Consider the following 21,151-nt stretch of genomic DNA (forward strand, 5'->3'; position numbering starts at 1 on the left):
ATAGGGTGAGGCCATGACCACGGGCACGCAGACGCACTCCGTCACCGTCCGGGTGCCCGGCAAGATCAACCTCGGGCTCTCGGTCGGGCCGCTGCGTGAGGACGGCTACCACGAGCTGTCGACGATCTACCACGCCGTGAGCCTCTACGACACGGTCACCGTGCAGGCGGCGGACCGCTGGTCGGTCCACGTCACCGGTCCGTGGGGCGAGCAGGTGCCGACCGACGAGCGCAACCTCGCGCTGGTCGCCGCCAAGACCCTGGCCAAGCGCCGGGGCCGCAGGGCCAAGGTCGACCCGGTGCGCATCGACATCGACAAGCACATCCCGGTGGCCGGGGGCATGGCCGGCGGCAGCGCCGACGCCGCGGCGGCCCTCGTCGCCTGCCGCGAGCTGTGGGGCCTGGACCACTTCGAGAACGACCTCCTCGAGCTGGTCGCGGCCAGCCTCGGCTCGGACATCCCCTTCCTCCTGCACGGCGGCACCGCCATCGGCAGCGGCCGCGGCGAGCACGTCACCCCCGTGCTCGCCCGCGGCGAGCTGCACTGGGTGCTCTGGGCGGGGGAGGGGCTCTCGCTGTCCACCCCCGAGGTGTATGCCGAGTGCGACCGGCTGCGCGAGGAGGCCGGGGTCGAGGCGACGGCGCCCGAGCCGTCCGGCGCACTGATGACCGCGCTGCGCCGCATGGACACCGACGAGGTCGCCGACGCCCTCTGCAACGACCTGCAGGAGGCGGCCGTGTCGCTGCAGCCCTCGCTCGCGGAGGCGCTCGCCGCCGGTCTCGACCTGGGCGCCCGGGGCGCGCTCGTCTCCGGCTCCGGGCCGACCGTCGCCTTCCTCGTCGGCTCGCAGACCGAGGCCATCGACCTGTCGGTCGGGCTGGCGGCCAACGGGCCGACCGGCGACATCGTGCGCGCCGTGGGCCCGGTGCCGGGGGCGCAGATCGTCCACCACCGCAGCGGCCCCGAGCCGACCCGCCCGCGGACCGACCCCGACCGCCCCGGGCCGCTCGGCCCGGTGGTCGGCTGATGGCGGCACCCGCCCGCGCCAGCCTCGTCACCCTCGACCGCGCGCACCTGCTCGCCGGCACCCAGGTGCTGCTCGACGAGGCGTCCGTCGGCGTGCTCGACGGCGACCGGATCGGGGTCGTCGGCCGCAACGGGGGCGGCAAGACCTCGCTGCTGTCGGTGCTCACCGGGCGGCGCACCCTGGACGGCGGCCGGGTCATCCGCACCGGCGACGTCACCGTCGGCATGCTCAGCCAGACCGACGTGCTCGCCCCCGGGGCCACCGTGGGGGAGGTCGTGCTGGGCGACCTGCAGGAGCACGAGTGGGCCGGTGACGCCCGGGTGCGGGAGATCCTCGACGGGCTGCTGGGCGGCACCGACGCGGGCGCCGTCGGCGGCTGGGACGCGGTCGTCGGGCCGCTCTCCGGTGGCGAGCGACGCCGCCTGGCGCTCGCCTCGCTGCTCGTCGCCGACCCCGACCTGCTCGTCCTCGACGAGCCCACCAACCACCTGGACGTCGAGGGGGTCGCCTGGCTGGCGGCATACCTCTCCGGCCGGAGGCCGCAACCGGGCAACGCGCTCGTCGTCGTCACCCACGACCGTTGGTTCCTCGACGCCGTGTCCACCCTGACCTGGGAGGTCGCCGACGGCGAGGTCCACGTCTACGAGGGCGGCTACGCGGCCTACGTGCTCGCCAAGGTCGAGCGGCAGCGCATCGCGCGGGTCACCGAGGAGCGGCGCGCCAACCTCGCCCGCAAGGAGCTGGCCTGGCTGCGGCGCGGCGCGCCGGCGCGGACGAGCAAGCCGAAGTTCCGCATCGACGCGGCCACCGAGCTCATCGAGGGCGAGCCGGAGCCGCGGGACAGCGTCGAGCTGGTGCGCTTCGCGACGACCCGGCTCGGCAAGGACGTCCTCGACCTGCTGAACGCGACCATTCGCGTCGGCGAGCGCGACCTGCTGACCGACGTCACCTGGCGGATCGGTCCGGGCGACCGGTTCGGGGTGGTCGGGGTCAACGGGGCCGGCAAGTCGACGCTGCTGCGGGTGCTGCAGGGGGAGCACCCGCTGGCCGCCGGCAAGCTCAAGACCGGCAAGACGGTGCGGATGGCGTGCCTCACCCAGGAGTTGCGCGAGCTGGACCGGGTCGCCGGGTGGAGCGTCATCGACGCCATCACCGAGGTGCGCTCGTTCACGGTCATCGGCGGCAAGGAGGTCTCGGCGAGCTCGCTGGCCAAGCGGCTGGGCTTCTCCGGCGGCCGCCAGCAGTCGCGGGTCGGGGACCTGTCCGGAGGGGAGCGGCGGCGGCTGCAGTTCGTCCGGTTGCTCATGGACGAGCCCAACGTGCTGCTGCTCGACGAGCCCACCAACGACCTCGACATCGACACGCTCACCGCGATGGAGGACGTGCTCGACGGGTGGGCCGGCACGCTGCTGGTCGTCTCGCACGACCGCTACCTGCTGGAGCGGATGACCGACCGCCAGGTCGCGCTCCTCGGCGACGGGTCGTTGCGCGACCTGCCCGGCGGGGTGGAGGAGTACCTCCGGCTGCGCCGCGAGCGCTCCCGGGGCGGGGCCCGCGGCCTGGGAGGTCGCGGTGGCGCGGGTATGCCGTCCGGCGCGGCCGGTGGCGCCGGCACCGGTGCTACTGGAGCCGGGTCCGACCCGGGCGCCGAGGTGTCGGCATACTCGCCGGCGCAGGTGCGCGAGGCGCGCAAGACCCTGGCGCGGGTGGAGAAGGCGCTGGACCGGCTGCACACCCAGCAGGTGCGCCTGCACGAGCAGATGGCCGCCGCGGCGACCGACCCCGGGGAGCTGGGCCGGCTGACCGCGCAGGACGCGGACCTGCGCGGCCAGGAGGAGGCGCTGGAGCTGGAGTGGCTCGAGGCCTCGGAGGCGGCCGAGGGCTGAGCGGTCGAGCCACGCCGGCCCCGGGCGGCTCACGGATCTCGGGCTGACGGAGAGGATCCCGCAGGCGTGTGGTGCGTCGTCAGGGTCGCGTCGCGAGGAGCCCTCCGAACGACCGGGTGCTCAGGCGCCGTCGAAGGGAGCCAGCAGCCCCTTGAGCAGCTGGGCCAGCTCGGCCTGACGGCCCGCTGGCACGCCCTGCAGCAGCCCTCGCTCGTCGGCGACCAGGTCGGCCAGCGCGGCGTCGACGACGTCCCGGCCGGTGGAGGTCAGCCGGACCAGCGTGGACCGGTGGTCCGCCTCGGAGGCCGCGCGCTCGACCAGCGACCGCTCGACCAGCCGGCTGATCCGATTGGTCATGGTGCCGCTGGTGACGAGCGTCTGCCGCACCAGCTGGGTGGGCGTGAGCTCGTAGGGGTCGCCCGCGCGGCGCAGCGCCGACAGGACGTCGAACTCCCACGACTCCAGGCCGTGCGCACCGAAGGCGTCGCGCCGGGCGAGGTCCAGGTGGCGGGCGAGCCGGGACACCCGCGAGAGCACCTCGAGCGGGCTGACGTCGAGGTCCGGGCGCTCACGGCCCCAGGCGGCGACGATGCGGTCGACCTCGTCGTCCGGCACCTCGCTCATGGGGACCACAGTAGGCGACCGCCCGTGCCGCCGGCCCGGCGCAGGACAACCATTCGCGGCGCTCGGTGGGGTGGTGGGCAACCAGGCGCGGCGCTCGGTGGGGTGGAGGGCAACCACAGGCGGCGCCCGGTGGGGTGGAGGGGCTCCCCGGGTAGGAATCGAACCTACGTCGCTAATCCTGATTCAAAGTCAGGCGGCCCCTACCAGCAGAGCAACCGGGGAAAGCACCGGCCAGCCTAACGGTTGGCGCCGAGCCCCGGCCGGCTGCTCTCAGCGTCGGGCTCAGCCCTTGACCCGGCTGCGCAGGACGGGCCGGGCCTCCATACCGGCGAGGCCGTTCCACGCGAGGTTGACCAGGTGCGCGGCGACGTCCTCCTTCTTCATCCGGCGCGAGTCCAACCACCAGCCGCCGGGGATCGCGACCATCCCGACGAGCATCTGCGCGTAGAGCGGCGCCGTCTTGGGGTCCAGCCGCCGCCGCTTGAACTCCGCTGCGAGGATGTGCTCGACCTGGGTCGCGATGTCGCTGATGAGGGAGGCGAAAGACCCGGTGGACTGTCCCGGCGGGCTGTCCCGCACGAGGATCCGGAAGCCGTCGGTCGAGGTCTCGATGTAGTCGAGCAGGGCCATCGCGGCGGCCTCCAGCAGCGCCCGCGCGTTGCCCTCGTGCTCGGTGAGCGCGTCGGTGATCTGCCCCAGCAGGGCCTGGATCTCGCGGTCGACGACGACGGCGTACAACCCCTCCTTGCCGCCGAAGTGCTCGTAGATCACCGGCTTCGAGACGTCCGCGGCCTCGGAGATCTGCTCCACGCTCGTGCCCTCGAAGCCGCGCTCGGCGAAGAGGGCGCGCCCCACCTCGATCAGCTGCTGGCGCCGCTGCGGCCCGGTCATCCGGTGTCGGGAGGTCTTCTCACGGGGGGTCACGCCCCCATCATGCCAAGCGCCGCGTCCGGGGCCGCGCGCGCAGAGGTACAGTCGGTGCCGTGACGACCCACCACCCCGCTGCCGTCATCATCCTCGCCGCTGGTCAGGGCACCCGCATGAAGAGCTCGATCCCCAAGGTGCTGCACCGGATCGGTGGTCGCTCGCTCGTCGGTCACGCGATGTATGCCGCCCGCCAGGCCGGGCCGCAGCACCTCGCCGTGGTGGTGCGGCACGAGCGGGAGCGGGTCGCCGCGCACGTGGCCGAGCTCGACGCCCGCGCTGTCGTCGCCGACCAGGACGAGGTGCCCGGCACCGGGCGCGCCTGCGAGTGCGGCCTGGACGCTCTGCCCGCCGACCTCACCGGCACCGTGCTCGTGACCATGGGCGACGTGCCGCTGCTCTCGGGCGAGACGCTGCTCGAGCTGACCCGGGTGCACGAGGAGCGCGGATCGGCCGTCACCCTCCTCTCCGCGGTCGTCGACGACGCCGGGACCTACGGCCGGGTGGTCCGCGACGCGGACGGCGAGCTCGCCGAGATCATGGAGTTCAAGGACGCGCTGCGCCGCCGCGAGGAGGGCGACCCCGACTACGCGCACGTCGTGGACATCCGCGAGTTCAACTCCGGCATCTACGCCTTCGACGTCGAGGTGCTGCGCAGCGCGCTAACCCGGGTGGGCCAGGCCAACGCGCAGGGGGAGAAGTACCTCACCGACGTCATCCGGATCGCCCGCGAGGAGGGCCGCACCGTCGTCGCCCACCCGCTCGCCGACCTCATGCAGACCGAGGGGGTCAACGACAAGGTGCAGCTCGCGGCGCTCGGCAAGGAGCTCAACCGGCGCGTCGTCACCCGGCACATGCGCGACGGGGTCGTCGTCGTGGACCCGGACACCACGTGGATCGACGCGGACGTCACCATCGGCCAGGACACCGTGGTCCGCCCCGGCACCCAGCTGCTCGGCGCCACCTCCGTCGGCGCCGAGGCCACGGTCGGCCCGGACACGACCCTCACCGACTGCGAGGTCGGCGACCGAGCGAGCGTCGTCCGCACCCAGGCCGAGCACGCGGTCGTCGGGCCGCGCGCCACGGTCGGCCCGTTCTCCTACCTCCGCCCCGGCACGGTGCTCGGGGAGGGCGGCAAGATCGGCGGCTTCGTCGAGACCAAGAACGCCGACATCGGGCCCGGCGCCAAGGTCCCGCACCTCACCTACTGCGGCGACGCCACCATCGGTGAGGGCGCCAACATCGGCGCCGGCACGATCTTCGCCAACTACGACGGGGTCGCCAAGCACCACACCACCGTCGGGCGGCACAGCTTCGTCGGGTCCGACTCGGTGCTCGTCGCCCCGGTCGAGATCGCCGACGGGGCGTATGTCGCGGCCGGCTCCACGATCGAGGGCCGGGTCGAGCCGGGCCAGATCGCGGTGGCCCGCTCGCGGCAGCGCAACGTCGACGGCTGGGTCGCGCGCCGCCGGGCCGGCACCGCGACCGCCGCTGCGGCGCAGGCGGCCACCGACCGCGCGGCGGAGGCGGCCACCGACGGCGACGCGGACGGCATACCGCAGCAGCACGGCGACGACCACGTCCCCGACCCGAGCGAGCAGGAGAGCTGATGGGCATTCACAAGACGACCGAGAAGAACCTCATGGTCTTCTCCGGGCGGGCGCACCCGGCCCTGGCGGAGGAGGTCGCCGACGAGCTCGAGACGCACCTGGTCCCGATGCAGTCCTACACCTTCGCCAACAGCGAGCTCTACGTCCGCTTCGACGAGTCGGTGCGCGGCTGCGACGCCTTCGTCATCCAGAGCCACACGGCGCCGGTCAACGAGTGGATCATGGAGCACCTCATCATGGTCGACGCGCTCAAGCGCGGCTCGGCCAAGCGCATCACGGTGGTCCTGCCCTTCTACGGCTACGCCCGCCAGGACAAGAAGCACCGGGGCCGCGAGCCCATCTCGGCCCGGCTCATCGCCGACATGTTCAAGACCGCGGGTGCCGACCGGCTCCTCACCGTGGACCTGCACACGGCGCAGATCCAGGGCTTCTTCGACGGCCCGGTCGACCACCTCATGGCGACCCCCATCCTGTCCAAGCACGTGCGCGAGAAGTACGGCGACCGCAAGCTCGCCGTGGTCTCCCCGGACGCCGGCCGCATCAAGGTCGCCGAGTGGTGGAGCAACCGGCTGGGCGGGGTGCCGCTGGCCTTCATCCACAAGACCCGCGACGTCGAGCGGCCCAACGAGTCGGTCGCCAACCGCGTGGTCGGCGAGGTCGAGGGACGCACGTGCATCCTCGTCGACGACATGATCGACTCCGGCGGCACGATCTGCCAGGCGGCCGAGGCGCTCATGCGAGACGGCGCGAAGGAGGTCGTCATCGCGGCGACGCACGCGATCTTCTCCGAGCCGGCGATCGAGCGGCTGACCAACTCGGTCGCGACCGAGGTCGTCGTCACCAACACCCTGCCGCTGTCGGAGGAGGCGCTGGCCATGGACAAGCTCACCCAGCTGTCCATCGGGCCGCTGCTGAGCCGGGCCATCCGCGAGGTCTTCGAGGACGGCTCGGTCACCTCGATGTTCGAGGGCCGCGCCTGACCTGTCCCTCTGGACGGAGGGTCCTGGTGCCCCGTTCCCCAGGGACGCCTGTCCAGGACGGCGAGGGCTGGGGATTTCGTGACCCGCCCGCCCGGGCGATAGACTGGCCGGCGTTGCCTCGGCGAGGGATGCTGCACGGTGTCCGTCATCGACGAAGAGCTCACGGTGGGTGCTGCCCCGCGCCGTGTCCCGCGTCGAGGCCTGACCACACCCACCACATACCCCTGAACGAGGTCTCACCCATGGCTGACCAGCTCAAGCTTCCCGCCGAGAAGCGCACGGAGTTCGGCAAGGGCGCCGCCCGCCGCATCCGTCGCGCCGACAAGGTGCCCGCCGTGCTCTACGGCCACGGCACCCCGCCGCTGCACCTCTCCCTCCCGGGCCACGACGCCATGCTGGCCCTGCGCCACGCCAACGCCGTCCTCACCCTGGACGTCGAGGGCGAGACGCACATGGCGCTGGCCAAGGACGTGCAGCGCGACCCGATCAAGCGCTTCATCGAGCACGTCGACCTGGTCGTCGTCCGTGCCGGCGAGAAGGTCACCGTCGAGGTGGGCGTCCACCTCGAGGGCGAGGCCGCGCCGGAGACCCTGGTCACGACCGACCACTCCGTGCTCGAGGTCGAGGCCCCCATCACCAGCATCCCCGAGTGGCTCATGGTCTCGGTCGAGGGTCTGGAGGCCGGGACCCAGGTGCTGGCCGGCGAGGTCGAGCTGCCCGAGGGCGTCACCCTGGTCACCGACCCGGAGGCGCTGGTGGTCAATGTCTCCCAGCAGCTGTCCGAGGAGGCCGCGGAGGCCGAGCTCGCCGAGGCCGAGGCCGAGGCCGGCATCGAGCAGGAGGAGTCCGACGACGAGGCTGCCGAGGGTGGCTCCGACGAGGGCGAGTCCGCCGCGGGCGGCGAGGGCTCCGAGTCCGACTCCGAGTGACCCACCGCGGGCAGCAGCCCGCCCCAGCGTGATCGTGGCCGCGCCCGGTGTCCTCCGGGCGCGGCCGCGCCATGTCGGCACAGGAACGAGGAAGCATGTCTGAGGCCCCGTGGCTCGTGGTCGGTCTGGGCAACCCCGGCAGCAGGTATGCCGGCAACCGCCACAACGTGGGCGCCATGGTCGTCGAGGAGCTGGCGCGGCAGGCGGGGACGAGCCTGCGCCAGCACAAGGCAGGACGGGCCTGGGCGGCCGAGGTGCGGCTGGGCACGGCCCCGGGCGGGCTGCCGGGGCCGCGGGCCGTCCTGGCCCGGCCGATGACCTACATGAACGTCTCTGGCGGGCCGGTGTCCGGCCTCGCGACCTTCTACAAGGTGCCCACCGAGCGGGTCGTCGTCGTGCACGACGAGCTCGACATCGAGCCCGGCCAGGTGCGGCTCAAGCGCGGTGGCGGCGAGGGCGGGCACAACGGCTTGCGCTCCATCAGCCAGTCGCTGGGCAGCAAGGACTACCTGCGGGTGCGGCTCGGGATCGGCCGGCCCCCCGGGCGTCAGGACCCGGCCGACTGGGTCCTCTCCGACTTCCCGGCCCGGGACCGGGTCGAGACCGAGCTGCTCGTCGGTGACGGCGCGGACGCCGTGGTCGACCTGGCCCAGCTGGGTCTGGAGGCGACGCAGCAGCGCTTCCACGCCCGCTGAACCGGCCACCCTTCGGGGGCCCTCGTCCCACAGGCACCGCTGGACACCTCCGTCACTGGCTGCGGGGACATGTCCATCTGCTCGGGTGATATCCCGTGCGGATGATCATGTCCCCGCATGCTGTGACGCGTGCGGCTGACGAGGCATACGTGGTCGGGGCCCCGAGGTGCAGGCCGTCCGATCCGGGTGCGGGCAGGTCAGGCTCGTCAGCGGTGGGGCCCGTGGGGAGGCTGAGCCATACCACTGCGCTCATCGAGCTGAGCCGTGCCGGGGCAGCCGCCTGGTCCGTCAGCCGCCCTGGTTCTTCAGCTGCGCGAGCCGGGCCTCGATCTCGGCGTCGCCGCTGCTGGTCTCGAGCTCGGCGAACTGGTCCTCCAGGCTGGCCGACTGCGCCTCCGCGCGCCCGGCGACCATCGCCTCCTGCTTGCGGATGCTCTCCTCCCAGCGGGACAGGTCGCTGCTCGGGTCCATGACGTCGATGGACGACATCGCCTCCTGCACCTTCTCCTGCGCCTCGACCGAGCGGGCCCGGGCCACGAGCGTGCTGCGCCGCGCCTTGAGGTCCTCGAGCTTGGTCTTCATGGTGACGAGGCCGGCCTTGAGCTGGTCGACGGTCTGGTTCTGCTGGGCGATGGTGGGCTCGGCCGAGCGCACGTCCTCCTCGTGCTGGATCTGCCGGCCCAGCGCCACCCGGGCGAGGTTGTCGAACTTGTACGCCCCGTCGGGGTCGCCGGCCGCGCGCATCTCCTCGGCCTTGGCCGAGGCCGCCGCCGCCTTACGGCCCCACTCCGCAGCCGCCTCGCGGTCGGTCTGCAGGTCGCCCTCGGCCATCCGCACGTTGGCGATGGTCTGCGCCACCGCCTCCTCGGCCTCGGCGATGGAGTTGGTGTAGTCGCGGACCAGCTGGTCCAGCATCTTCTCCGGGTCCTCCGCGCGGTCCAGCAGCGCGTTGATGTTGGCCCGCGCGAGCTGCCCCACCCGGCCGAGGATCGTCTGCTTCTGGGTCATGTGGAACCGTCCTTTCTCCGCCCGCGACGTCGCGGGTCTCGCTGGTCAGATGTCGAGGGTATGACGTGCCCGCAGCGCCGGTGGTTGCGCTCGCCCCGGCGGGCGGACGGGCCGGCTCAGAAGCGGCCGCCCGAGAAGCTCCCTCCTCCGCCGCCGCCACCGAAGGAGCCACCGCCGAAGGAGCCGCCGCCGAAACCGCCGCCCCCGCCGAACGACCCGCCGCCGCCCCAGCCGCCGCGGTGCCGGTGCGAGTTCCCCATCCCGGAGAGGATGCCGCCGAGCACGAGCGACCAGGGGTCGATGCCGCGGTGGCCGCGCCCGGACGGCCCGCCGATCCCGCCCGGGCCACCCCACTGGTCGGCGTCCCGCTGCGCCTCGGTGAGCGCCTGCTCGCCGAGCTGCTCGGCCCGGGTGAGCAGCTGCATGGCCGCGGTGGGCGACTCCTCGGCCCGGGCGACCGCGTCGTCGTAGAGCCGCAGGGCCTCGGAGATGCGGGTGCGGGGGCTGCTGCCGACGGCACCACGCCGGGTGGCGATGGTCCGGTCGATGCTCTGCAGCCGGGCCCCGACCCGGCTGACCCGGGCGTCGAAGTCGCCGCGCAGCTTGGCGTGGTGACGGTCCGCCTCGCGCAACGGCTCCAGCAGCGCGTCGAGGTCGTGCTCGGCGGCGTCCAGCTCGCTCAGGGCCCGCAGCGGGTCGCCGCCCTCGCGGCTGGCCTGGGCCTGCTCGATCGCGGCCCGGGCTCGGTGCACGGCCTGGGCCACGGTGGGCTCGGAGCCGGCCAGCCGACGGGCGTCCTGCAGGTCGGCCGAGAGCGACGCGATCCCGGCGGTGATGGCCTCACCGGCCCCGCGCAGCTCGGCGTCGGCGGTCGTGATCTCGTCGAGCAGGGTCGAGGCCTGACCGATGGACTCCTCGGCGGCCCGGGCCGCGGCCACGGCCGAGGCGCGGTCGTCCCGCTCCAGCGACTGCCGTCCCGCGGTGACGAAGCCGTCGGCGGAGTCCAGCAGGTTGGTCGCCTGGTCGAGGCTGCCGCGCACCGTCGCCAGCGCCCTCGCCGGGTGGCGGGCGGCCAGACCGCGCAGCTCCTGCTCGGCGGCGGGCAGCCGCTCGCGCGTCTCCCGCGCCCGCCCGGCCAGCTCGGCGAGGAACTGCGGGGCCCGGTCCTGCAGCGCTCGCAGCCGGGCGAACTCCTCGGTCCGCGCGTCGAGCTCGGCCCGGGCGGTCCCGGTCAGGTCCAGGATGCGGGCGAGCATGCCCCGCTGCACGCTCTCCGGCTCCTCGGTGTCGTCGTCGAGCTGCTGACGCAGGCTGAAGGCCTCGCGGGCCGCCCGGCGGGCCCGCTCCAGGGTGGCGGCGAAGGCCTCCGTGCGCTGGGTGCCGAACTGCGCCCGCGCGAAGTCGAGCTCCTCGCCCGCCGAGCGCACGGCGTCGTCCATGCCCACCAGGGCCTCCGCGGCCTCGCGGTGCAGCTCGGGGAGGCTGCGTCCCTGCGCGCGGGGCGGCACGGGGGCACCGGGGTCGGGGCGTCGCTGCCGTCGGCGGCTGGTGACCGCCATGGCGACCCCGCCGACGACCAGCGGCGCGAAGAAGAGCAGCGGGAAGGCCCCGCCCAGCCCGCCCGAGGAGGTCGACTGCACCGGCTCGTCGGTCCCACCGCCGCCGCCGGACGCGCCCCCGGCATACTCCCGGGCGAAGCCCTCGGTGGCGCCCTCGACCGCTCCGGCCCAGTCGTCCTGCGCCAGCCGCGGCTCGATGTCCTCCAGCTGGACGGTCTGGACCTGCTCCGGCGACAGGCTGTCGCCGGCGTCACCGACGCCGTAGGCGCGCTGGTCGACGGCGACCGCGAGCACCAGGTCACCGGCCCCCATGGACGACTCCTCCGACGTCAGCCGCGCCCACTCCTCGCCGGAGACGGTCGCGCCGGAGGCGTCCTCGAAGGTGTCGACGAAGGCGACGAAGAGCTGCAGGCCGGTCTCCTCGCGCAGCGCCTCGACCTCCTCGGCGGCCTCGGCCTCCTCCTGGTCGCTCAGCACGTCGGCGGAGTCGGTGACCGCCTCCTCGAGATAGCTCGGCTGCTCCGCGGCGGCGCTGCCCGCCACCACCGGCACGAGCGCGAGCGCGGCCCCCGCGGCGAGGAGCCCGGCCACCCCCGGGCGCGGCGTCCGTGGGCGATGCGTCGACTGGCTCACGCCTCCTGATCCTGCCCGACGGGGGTGCGGGCCGCCACCCTGGGGTGGTCGGCTCCCGCTGGCACCGGGTCCGTCGGTGACGGGACCTAGACTGGACCGTCGTCCTCCCCCGACTCTCCCGTGAGGTCCACCCGTATGCCGCTCGCCCCCCTCCTCGCCGCTCTGCGCACCCAGACGGAGGTCGCCGCCGTGCTGGAGGCGCGGGCCCGCGGCGAGCAGGCCGTCGAGGTGTCCGCCGCCCCGGGGATGCACCCCTCCCTGGTGGCGCTGCTGGCGACCGGAGAGGGTGAGGGCCTGGCTGCGGGGTCCGCGTCGGACGCCCCGGACCTGCGCCCGGCGCCCCTGCTCGCGGTCACCGCCACCGGCCGGGAGGCCGACGACCTGGTGACGATGCTGGGCGAGCTGCTGCCCGGCGGCCCCGACGTGGTGGCCGGCTTCCCCAGCTGGGAGACCCTGCCGCACGAGCGGCTCAGCCCCCGCTCGGACACGGTCGGTCACCGTCTGTCGACGCTGCGCCGGCTCGCGCACCCCGACCTCACCGGTCACGACCCGGCCACCGGGCCCGTGCGGGTGGTCGTCGCCAGCGTCCGTGCGCTGCTGCAGCCGCTGGTCAGGGGCCTGGGCGAGCTCGTCCCCGTGGCGCTGCGCGCCGGGGAGGACCGGCCGCTCACCGAGGTCGTCGAGGCCCTGGCCGCGGCGGCGTACACCCGGGTCGACATGGTCGAGCGCCGCGGCGAGTTCGCGGTGCGCGGCGGCATCCTCGACGTCTTCCCGCCGACCGAGGAGCACCCGGTGCGGGTGGAGTTCTGGGGCGACACCGTCGAGGAGGTGCGCTGGTTCAAGGTCGCCGACCAGCGCAGCCTGGAGATCGCCGGTCACGGCCTCTACGCCCCTCCCTGCCGGGAGGTGCTCATCACCGACGCCGTGCGCGCCCGCGCCGCCGAGCTCGTCGACGTCCTGCCGGGGGCCGAGGACCTGCTCGCCAAGATCGCCGAGGGCATCGCGGTGGAGGGGATGGAGTCGCTCGCGCCCGCGCTCGTCGACGGCATGGAGACCCTCGTCGACGTGCTGCCCGCCGGCGCCGGGGTGGTCGTGCTGGACCCGGAGCGGGTGCGGACCCGCGCCCACGACCTGGTGCGCACCAGCGAGGAGTTCATGCAGGCCGGGTGGGCCGCCGCGGCCGGGGGCGGCGCGGCCGTCCCCATCGACCTGCAGCAGGTGCTCGGGACGGCCTCCTCCTGGTCGCTGGCCGAGATGCGCGGCCACGCGCTGGGCTCCGGCCGCCCGTGGTGGTCGTTGTCGGCCTTCGCCGCCGACGAGTCCCTCGAGGAGTTCGTGGACGCGACGTCGGGCGAGCCGTCCGGCGGCGACGGCGAGCTGGCCCTGCACACCCTGGACGTGCCCTCGGCCCCGGCGACGGCCTACCGCAGCGACGTGGACGCCATCGTCGCGGACGCCCGCGGGTGGCTCGCCCGGGGCCGACCGGTCGTCGTCGCGCTGGACGGTCCCGGTCTGGCCCGGCGGGTCGGCGAGGTGCTGACCGAGCACGAGGTGGCCCACCAGGTGCTCGAGCGGCTCGACGCGCTGGGGGAGGACCCCCTGCCGACCGACCGGGTCGTCGTGAGCACCGGGCGGGTGGGGCACGGCTTCCTCCTCGGCGAGGACGGGCTCGTGCTGCTGGGGGAGTCCGACCTCACCGGCCAGCAGGGCACCGGCGGCAGCACCAAGGACATGCGCCGGATGCCCTCGCGCCGTCGCCAGCAGGTCGACCCGCTGCAGCTGCGCCCGGGCGACCACGTGGTGCACGAGCAGCACGGCGTGGGCCGCTTCGTCGAGATGGCGCAGCGTCAGGTGCAGGGCGCGACCCGCGAGTACGTCGTCCTGGAGTACGCCCCGTCCAAGCGGGGTCATCCCGGGGACCGCCTCTACCTACCGACCGACCAGCTGGACCAGCTGACGAAGTACGTCGGCGGCGAGGCGCCCACGCTGCACCGCCTCGGCGGGGCCGACTGGCAGAAGACCAAGTCCCGCGCCCGCAAGCACGTCCGGCAGATCGCCGCCGAGCTCATCCGGCTCTACTCCGCGCGCCAGGCGACGCAGGGGCACGCCTTCGGCCCGGACAGCCCCTGGCAGCGCGAGCTGGAGGACGCCTTCGCCTTCGTCGAGACCCCGGACCAGCTGGTCTCGATCGAGGAGGTGAAGGCGGACATGGAGAAGACCGTGCCCATGGACCGCCTCATCAGCGGCGACGTCGGCTACGGCAAGACCGAGATCGCGGTGCGCGCCGCCTTCAAGGCGATCCAGGACGGCAAGCAGGTCGCCGTGCTCGTGCCGACGACGCTGCTCGTCCAGCAGCACTTCCAGACCTTCTCCGAGCGGTATGCGCAGTTCCCCGTCACCGTGCGGGCGCTGTCGCGCTTCCAGAGCGACAAGCAGGCCAAGGAGGTCGTCGACGGGATCAAGGACGGCTCGGTCGACCTCGTCATCGGGACCCACCGGATCCTCGGCTCGACGGTGCGCTTCAAGGACCTCGGCCTCGTCATCATCGACGAGGAGCAGCGCTTCGGGGTCGAGCACAAGGAGCAGCTCAAAGCCCTGCGCACGGACGTCGACGTGCTCGCCATGTCGGCGACGCCGATCCCGCGCACGCTGGAGATGGCCATCACCGGGATCCGGGAGATGTCCACCCTGGCGACCCCGCCCGAGGAGCGCCACCCGGTGCTCACCTTCGTCGGGGGCTACGACGAGAAGCAGATCGCCGCGGCGGTCCGCCGGGAGCTGCTGCGCGAGGGCCAGGTGTTCTTCGTGCACAACAAGGTGAGCTCGATCGAGAAGGTCGCCTCCCGGTTGCGGGACCTCGTGCCGGAGGCGCGCGTCGAGACGGCCCACGGGCAGATGGGCGAGCACCGGCTGGAGCAGGTGGTGCTCGACTTCTGGGAGCGCCGCTTCGACGTCCTCGTCTGCACGACCATCGTCGAGACCGGCCTGGACATCTCCAACGCCAACACCCTCATCGTGGACCGCGCGGACTCCTTCGGCCTCTCCCAGCTGCACCAGCTGCGCGGGCGGGTCGGCCGTGGTCGGGAGCGGGCCTACGCCTACTTCCTCTACCCCCCGGAGAAGCCGCTCACCGAGACGGCCGTGGACCGGCTGCAGACGATCGCCGCGCACACCGACCTCGGGGCCGGCATCGCGGTGGCGATGAAGGACCTCGAGATCCGCGGCGCCGGCAACCTGCTCGGTGGCGAGCAGTCCGGGCACATCGAGGGCGTCGGCTTCGACCTCTACGTCCGGCTCGTCGGCGAGGCCGTGTCGGCCTTCAAGGGCGAGGGCCAGGCGCCCCCCGCCGAGGTCAAGATCGAGCTCCCCGTCGACGCCCACCTGCCGCACGACTACGTCCCGGGGGAGCGGTTGCGGCTCGAGGCCTACCGCAAGCTCGCCCAGGTGGGCGACGAGGAAGGGCTGGAGCTCATCCGCGAGGAGCTGGTGGACCGCTACGGTGCCCCGCCGCCTCCGGTGCAGACCCTGCTCGAGGTGGCGCGGCTGCGGACGGTCGCCCGCGCCGCGGGCATCAGCGACATCGCCGTGCAGGGCCAGCTCGTCCGGTTCGCGCCCGTGGAGAACCTGCGGGACAGCCAGCAGCTGCGGCTCACCCGGGTCTACAAGGGGACGATCATCAAGCCCGCGCTGCGGCAGATCCTCGTGCCGATGCCCAAGACCGCGGCGGTGGGCGGCAAGCCGCTGCGCGACCAGGACATCCTCGACTGGGCGAGCCAGCTGGTCCGGGGCATCCTGCTCGACGACTTCGCCACCGTCAACGGCTGAGCCCGACCCCGGGAGCGGCGCGGAGGCGGAGCTCGTGCACGCACGCCCAGCCGGACCCCTACCGGTGCACGCCATCGCGGTGGAGCATGGCACGACCGGTGGTCCGTGGGGTGCGTGCGATGATGGGCTCCGTGAAGCGCGCATACTCCCTTCCCCTCGCGGCCCCGACCGCCGCGCTCGTCGTCGTCGTCGCCGGGTGCACCGGCGTCGGCATGACCGAGGGTGTCGTGATCGACGGCACCGCCTACTCCGTCCAGGAGGTGCAGGAGGCGACCGAGCAGCTGAGCGAGGTGTCGCCGGAGCCGGTGGACACCGCGACGGTGATCTACCAGGCCGGTATCGCCCCCCTGCTGAGCGGCTGGTTCGAGGGGACGAGCTATGAGGTGACCGACAGCGAGGTCAGCAGCTCGCTGGCCGACGCCGGCCTCGAGGGTGAGCCCGGTGACCTCACCGTGCAGGCGGTCAGCTCCCAGCGCTACCTGGCGCTCATCAACGACCAGGCCACGATGTCGGACGAGGAGCTCGCGCCGGTCGTCGCCGAGCTGCAGACGCTGACCCAGGAGGACCTGGGCGCGCTGCCGGTGGAGGTCAACCCGCGCTTCGGCTCGTGGAGCCCGGCCGGTGACGGTGTGCTGCCGCAGGTGCCCGAGTGGATCGTCCAGCCCGAGAGCTGAGCCTGCTGCTGACCTCTCCCCGGGTGGCGCCGGGGCTGCTGTCGGCGGCGGCCTGGGACGCGCTGCGGGCCGCCGACCACGTGCTGGCCGCCGACCCGACCGACCCCACCCCCGGTGCGGTCGCGGCGGCGGGCGTCGAGGTCCGCGCCGCGCTCACGGGAGCCACCCCGGCGCAGCGCGCCGAGGAGCTGCTCGGGCTGCCCGGCCGCGTCGTGTGGGTGGGCTCACCGGACGGCGACCCCGGTCTCGCCGAGGCGCTGGCGGTGCATCTCCCCGAGGAGGACCCGCCGTCCCTGGAGCTGCTCGTCGGCTCCTGGGACACCCCCGGCTCCCGGCTGCTGGACGCCGTCGCGGTCATGGACCGGCTGCGCTCGCCGGGCGGCTGCCCCTGGGACGCCGAGCAGACGCACGCCAGCCTCACCCCCTATCTCGTCGAGGAGGCGCACGAGGCCGTCGAGGCTCTCGACGACCTCGACGGGGCCACCGGCCCGGACCGCGAGCACGCCGTCGAGGAGCTGGGGGACGTGCTGCTGCAGGTGCTCTTCCACGCGCGGGTCGCCGCCGAGCACGACGAGGAGCCGTTCGACGTCGACGACGTCGCGGCCGGGCTGGTCGCCAAGCTGGTGCGCCGGCACCCGCACGTCTTCGGCGGGGTGGAGGTCGAGGGCGCGGAGGACGTCGCCCGCGGCTGGGAGCAGATCAAGGAGCAGGAGCGGCGCGACGGGGGCGCGGCGGCGCGCGAGCACCCGCTCGACGGCATCCCGGCCGGTATGCCGTCCCTCGCGCGGGCGGCCAAGGTCGCCTCCCGGATGGGCCGGGCCGGGCAGGGGGAGCGGCTCGAGGACGTCGCGGCGCGGCTCGAGGCCGACGGCGACGCCGGTGCGGTGCTGCTGCGCGCCGTCCTCGCGCTGCGCGGGCGGGGCGTCGACCCCGACCGGGCGCTGCGGCATACCCTCCGGGCGGTGGAGGCCGCCGTCGGCGGCCGGGCCGGCTGACGCTCCGGGGCGCGCGCGGGCCGGACCCCGCCCACGGCGCTAGGCTGAGCCGCGACAGAGCCCGCCAGTGCTGCCGGACGACCCGAGACGCCCCATCGAAAGGAGCGCACATGGCTGCCATCGACGCCATCATCGCCCGCGAGATCCTCGACTCCCGAGGCAACCCCACCGTCGAGGTGGAGGTCGGCCTGGACGACGGCACCGTCGCCCGCGCCGCCGTCCCCTCCGGCGCCTCCACCGGCGCCTTCGAGGCGGTCGAGCGCCGCGACGGCGACCAGAGCCGCTACCTCGGCAAGGGCGTGGAGAACGCCGTGACCGCCGTCATGGACGACCTGGAGCCGCGGCTGCTGGGCTTCGACGCCTCCGAGCAGCGGCTCGTCGACGCCGAGATGCTGGCGGCCGACGGCACGGACAACAAGGGCGAGATCGGGGCCAACGCGATCCTCGGCGTCTCGCTCGCCGTGGCCAAGGCCGCCGCCGACTCCGCCGGGCTGCCGCTGTTCCGCTACGTCGGCGGGCCCAACGCGCACGTCCTGCCGGTGCCGATGATGAACATCCTCAACGGCGGCTCGCACGCCGACTCCAACGTCGACATCCAGGAGTTCATGATCGCTCCCGTCGGCGCCCCCAGCTTCCGCGAGGCGCTGCGCTGGGGCACCGAGGTCTACCACGCGCTCAAGGCCGTGCTCAAGAAGCGCGGGCTCGCGACCGGTCTCGGCGACGAGGGCGGCTTCGCGCCGGACCTGGAGTCGAACCGGGCCGCGCTCGACCTCATCCTCGAGGCCATCACGGCGGCCGGCTACACCCCGGGCTCCGACATCGCCCTGGCCCTGGACGTCGCGGCGAGCGAGTTCTGCGAGAAGGGGAAGTACACCTTCGAGGGCAAGAAGCGCAAGGCCGCCGACATGGTGAAGTACTACGCCGAGCTCGTCGACGCCTACCCGCTGGTGTCCATCGAGGACCCGCTGGACGAGGACGACTGGGAGGGCTGGGCCCAGATGACCTCCCTGCTCGGCGACAAGGTGCAGCTGGTGGGTGACGACCTGTTCGTCACCAACCCCGAGCGCCTGCAGCGCGGGATCACCGACGGCGCCGCGAATGCGCTGCTGGTCAAGGTCAACCAGATCGGCTCGCTCACCGAGACCCTCGACGCCGTCGCGCTGGCCCAGAGCAACGGCTTCCGCTGCATGATGAGCCACCGCTCCGGCGAGACCGAGGACGTCACCATCGCCGACCTCGCGGTGGCGACCAACTGCGGACAGATCAAGACCGGCGCCCCGGCCCGCTCCGAGCGGGTCGCGAAGTACAACCAGCTGCTCCGCATCGAGGAGGAGCTGGACGACGCCGCGGTGTATGCCGGCGTCGGCGCCTTCCCGCGCTTCCGCGGCTGAGCGACGCCACCCGACGGCCGCCGGGGCGGACCCGCCCCGGCGGCCGCGCCATGCCCGGAGGCCCACGGCGCGGCGCGGCGTCCCGGTCGCGACCCGGCCGCAGGCATACCCTGGCCTCACCCGTCCCACCCACCCCACCCGACCGTCGAGGAGCCCGATGAGCACGGCCCGTGGCCCGCGCGACCGGCGCACGTCCCGCGCCGGCAGCCGCCCCACCGGCCCCGCGCGCCGCACCCCCGCCCGCCCCGGCGGACGCTCGCGCCCGGCCTCGACGACGACGCAGCGGCAGGCGCCGGTGCACGTGCGTCGGCTGCTGACCCTGGGCGTGCTGCTCGTCGTCATGGCCCTCGTCCTCGCGCCGGCGCTGTCCGGCTACCTGCGCCAGCGCGCCGACATCGGCGCCCTGCACCAGGAGATCGCGGCCGAGGAGGAGGAGATCGCCGCGCTGGAGCAGGAGCTGGCCCGGTGGGACGACAAGGACTACGTGGAGCAGCAGGCCCGTGAGCGGCTGCGCTTCGTCAAGGAGGGCGAGACCGCCTTCACGGTCATCGACGACACCGGGAGCGACTACACTGAGGCGCTGCCAGGAATGGCCCCGGTGAGCGATGACGTGATTGCCGACAGCCCGTGGTACGGCCAGGTGTGGGAGTCGGTCACCATCGCGAACGAGGGGCTCCCCGAGACCATGGAGCCGTAGGCGTACGGCTCGCAGAGAAGGACATGAGCGAACTCGACCGCACCACGCTCGACGAGCCTCCCACCGAGGAGGACCTCGAGGTCATCGCCCGTCAGCTCGGCCGCACGCCGCGCGGGGTCGTCTCCATCGCGCACCGCTGCCCCTGCGGCTGCCCCACGGTGATCCGCACCGAGCCGCGACTGCCGGACGGCACCCCCTTCCCGACCAGCTTCTACGCGACCTGCCCCAAGCTCACCGGCGCGATCTCGACGCTGGAGAGCGAGGGGCTGATGAAGTCCATGTCGAAGCGGCTCGCCGAGAACGAGGGGCTGCGCTGGGAGTACGCCCAGGCGCACGACGACTACCTGCGACGGCGCGAGGAGCTGGCCCACGTGCCGGAGATCGCCGGCATCAGCGCGGGCGGCATGCCGAACCGGGTCAAGTGCCTGCACGTGCTCGTGGCCCACAGCCTGGCCGCCGGCCCGGGTGTCAACCCGCTCGGTGACGAGGCCATCGCGGCCCTGCCCGACTGGTGGGAGGGCGGCTGCTGCTCGGGCGTCTCCGCCGTCGACGACGAGCGGTGCGACTCCTGCCCCAAGCACCACCCGCTGCCCGAGGCCGAGGACGAGGCCGAGGACGACGGGCACGCGGGCGGGTCCGCGGCGTGACGCGCGTCGGTGCCGTCGACTGCGGCACCAACTCCATCCGGCTGCTCGTCGCCGACCTCGTGCCCGGTGACGGCGTCGGGGTCGGCCTGCGCGAGGTCACCCGGGAGATGCAGATCGTCCGCCTGGGCGAGGGCATCGACGCGACCGGGGCGATCGGCGAGGCGGCGATGGCACGCACCCTCGCCGCCGCGGAGGGGTATGCCGCGCGGTGCCGCGACCTGGGCTGCGACCAGGTGCGGTTCGTGGCGACCTCGGCGTCGCGGGACGCGTCCAACGCCGCCGACTTCGTGGCGGGCGTCCAGGAGGCCTTCGGGTCGTTCGGGGTGACGCCCGAGGTCGTGACCGGGGACGAGGAGGCCGCGCTCTCCTTCGCCGGGGCCACCGGTCCGCTCCGCGGCGGGGGCGCCCCGGGGCCCTACCTCGTCGTCGACATCGGCGGGGGCTCGACCGAGCTCGTGCTCGGTGACGCCGGCAGCACCGGGGTCGCGGCGGCCCGCTCGGTCGACATCGGGTGCGTGCGGCTCACCGAACGGCACCTGCACGACGACCCCCCGACCGAGGACCAGGTGTGGGCGGCCCTGTCCGACATCGTCCGGGCCGTCGACGACGTGGCGCGGACCGTCGACCTCTCCGGCGTCGGCACGCTCGTCGGCCTCGCCGGGTCGGTCACCACGGTGACCGCGCACGCCCTGGGCCTCCCGGCATACCAGCGGGACCGCATCCACGGCGCCGAGCTGGACGTCGACCAGGTGGTCGACGCCTGCACCGACCTGCTGCTCAGCCCACGCTCGCGGCGTCGCGAGCTGCCCTACATGCACGAGGGGCGGGTCGACGTCATCGGCGCCGGCGCCCTCGTCTGGCGCACGGTCGTCCAGCGGGTCGCGCACGACTCCGGCCTGCGCACGGTGCGCGCCTCCGAGGCGGACATCCTCGACGGCATCGCCCTGTCCCTGGCCTGACGCGAGGTGGACCCGCCCCCGGGGCATCGCGAGCGCCCGCCGCGGGGTCGCGGGTAAGGACTTGGTCAAGTCCGGGCTCTCCGGTTGT

17 protein-coding genes and 1 tRNA gene are annotated in these 21,151 nt (G+C 73.9%); 13 read left to right on the top strand and 5 right to left on the bottom strand.

Annotated features, from left to right (window positions below):
* The first annotated feature begins 13 nt into the window (after positions 1–13).
* Together EUS26_RS07800 and EUS26_RS07805 are read left to right on the top strand one after the other, a co-directional pair.
* Positions 14–1,027 (top strand): 4-(cytidine 5'-diphospho)-2-C-methyl-D-erythritol kinase, encoded by a 1,014-nt coding sequence (locus EUS26_RS07800; RefSeq protein ID WP_130012842.1) that lies wholly within the window; start codon positions 14–16, stop codon positions 1,025–1,027.
* Entirely contained in the window at positions 1,027–2,913 is a 1,887-nt protein-coding gene (locus EUS26_RS07805) for an ABC-F family ATP-binding cassette domain-containing protein (RefSeq protein ID WP_130012844.1), read from the top strand. Before EUS26_RS07800 ends, EUS26_RS07805 begins: the two co-directional genes overlap by 1 nt.
* Before the next feature lie 120 nt (positions 2,914–3,033).
* Here EUS26_RS07805 and EUS26_RS07810 read toward each other — a convergent pair whose 3' ends face one another.
* From EUS26_RS07810 to EUS26_RS07820, 3 genes are all read right to left on the bottom strand, one after another.
* Positions 3,034–3,537, bottom strand: coding sequence for a MarR family winged helix-turn-helix transcriptional regulator (locus EUS26_RS07810; RefSeq protein ID WP_130012847.1), 504 nt, complete (start codon positions 3,535–3,537; stop codon positions 3,034–3,036).
* 143 nt (positions 3,538–3,680) lie between these two features.
* Positions 3,681–3,759: transfer RNA gene (locus tag EUS26_RS07815), tRNA-Gln, on the bottom strand.
* A 60-nt stretch (positions 3,760–3,819) separates the two neighbouring features.
* Complete coding sequence (locus EUS26_RS07820) at positions 3,820–4,428, bottom strand: TetR/AcrR family transcriptional regulator (protein WP_130012918.1); 609 nt, start codon at positions 4,426–4,428, stop codon at positions 3,820–3,822.
* A gap of 92 nt (positions 4,429–4,520) precedes the next feature.
* On the opposite strand from EUS26_RS07820, the gene glmU reads away from it, so the two are divergent.
* The 4 genes from glmU (at position 4,521) to pth (ending at position 8,675) form a co-directional block, all read left to right on the top strand.
* Positions 4,521–6,071: a bifunctional UDP-N-acetylglucosamine diphosphorylase/glucosamine-1-phosphate N-acetyltransferase GlmU gene (glmU, locus tag EUS26_RS07825; RefSeq protein ID WP_130012848.1), complete on the top strand. Its 1,551-nt coding sequence runs from the start codon at positions 4,521–4,523 to the stop codon at positions 6,069–6,071.
* On the top strand, positions 6,071–7,051 hold the full coding sequence (locus EUS26_RS07830) for a ribose-phosphate diphosphokinase (protein WP_130012849.1): 981 nt from the start codon (positions 6,071–6,073) through the stop codon (positions 7,049–7,051). The genes glmU and EUS26_RS07830 overlap by 1 nt, the downstream gene beginning before the upstream one ends.
* A gap of 242 nt (positions 7,052–7,293) precedes the next feature.
* Complete coding sequence (locus EUS26_RS07835) at positions 7,294–7,980, top strand: 50S ribosomal protein L25/general stress protein Ctc (protein WP_130012851.1); 687 nt, start codon at positions 7,294–7,296, stop codon at positions 7,978–7,980.
* 95 nt (positions 7,981–8,075) lie between these two features.
* Positions 8,076–8,675 carry an aminoacyl-tRNA hydrolase gene (pth, locus tag EUS26_RS07840; protein ID WP_130012852.1) on the top strand — a complete coding sequence of 200 codons (600 nt, stop codon included), beginning with the start codon at positions 8,076–8,078 and terminating at the stop codon, positions 8,673–8,675.
* A 288-nt stretch (positions 8,676–8,963) separates the two neighbouring features.
* Here the strand turns inward: pth and EUS26_RS07845 are convergent, their stop codons facing one another.
* Both EUS26_RS07845 and EUS26_RS17530 read right to left on the bottom strand, forming a co-directional pair.
* The gene (locus EUS26_RS07845; protein ID WP_130012854.1) at positions 8,964–9,683 is read right to left on the bottom strand and encodes a PspA/IM30 family protein; all 720 of its coding nucleotides are present in this window, start codon (positions 9,681–9,683) and stop codon (positions 8,964–8,966) included.
* A 116-nt stretch (positions 9,684–9,799) separates the two neighbouring features.
* A complete protein-coding gene (locus tag EUS26_RS17530) occupies positions 9,800–11,875 on the bottom strand; it encodes a TPM domain-containing protein (protein ID WP_165368546.1) in 2,076 nt (691 codons plus the stop codon).
* A gap of 135 nt (positions 11,876–12,010) precedes the next feature.
* On the opposite strand from EUS26_RS17530, the gene mfd reads away from it, so the two are divergent.
* The 7 genes from mfd (at position 12,011) to EUS26_RS07885 (ending at position 21,063) form a co-directional block, all read left to right on the top strand.
* Positions 12,011–15,700 (top strand): transcription-repair coupling factor, encoded by a 3,690-nt coding sequence (mfd, locus tag EUS26_RS07855; RefSeq protein WP_130012858.1) that lies wholly within the window; start codon positions 12,011–12,013, stop codon positions 15,698–15,700.
* 131 nt (positions 15,701–15,831) lie between these two features.
* A complete protein-coding gene (locus EUS26_RS07860; protein WP_130012860.1) occupies positions 15,832–16,374 on the top strand; it encodes a hypothetical protein in 543 nt (180 codons plus the stop codon).
* Complete coding sequence (locus tag EUS26_RS07865; protein WP_130012862.1) at positions 16,350–17,369, top strand: nucleoside triphosphate pyrophosphohydrolase; 1,020 nt, start codon at positions 16,350–16,352, stop codon at positions 17,367–17,369. Before EUS26_RS07860 ends, EUS26_RS07865 begins: the two co-directional genes overlap by 25 nt.
* A gap of 110 nt (positions 17,370–17,479) precedes the next feature.
* On the top strand, positions 17,480–18,760 hold the full coding sequence (gene eno, locus EUS26_RS07870; RefSeq protein ID WP_130012864.1) for a phosphopyruvate hydratase: 1,281 nt from the start codon (positions 17,480–17,482) through the stop codon (positions 18,758–18,760).
* A gap of 157 nt (positions 18,761–18,917) precedes the next feature.
* Positions 18,918–19,457 carry an FtsB family cell division protein gene (locus EUS26_RS07875; protein ID WP_130012866.1) on the top strand — a complete coding sequence of 180 codons (540 nt, stop codon included), beginning with the start codon at positions 18,918–18,920 and terminating at the stop codon, positions 19,455–19,457.
* Positions 19,458–19,480: 23 nt separating this feature from the next.
* Positions 19,481–20,104: a DUF501 domain-containing protein gene (locus EUS26_RS07880; protein ID WP_130012868.1), complete on the top strand. Its 624-nt coding sequence runs from the start codon at positions 19,481–19,483 to the stop codon at positions 20,102–20,104.
* Complete coding sequence (locus EUS26_RS07885) at positions 20,101–21,063, top strand: Ppx/GppA phosphatase family protein (protein ID WP_130012870.1); 963 nt, start codon at positions 20,101–20,103, stop codon at positions 21,061–21,063. The genes EUS26_RS07880 and EUS26_RS07885 overlap by 4 nt, the downstream gene beginning before the upstream one ends.
* Positions 21,064–21,151: the final 88 nt, after the last annotated feature.

Source organism: Serinicoccus sediminis, from assembly GCF_004153545.1.
In the GTDB taxonomy this organism is placed as follows: domain Bacteria; phylum Actinomycetota; class Actinomycetes; order Actinomycetales; family Dermatophilaceae; genus Ornithinicoccus; species Ornithinicoccus sediminis_A.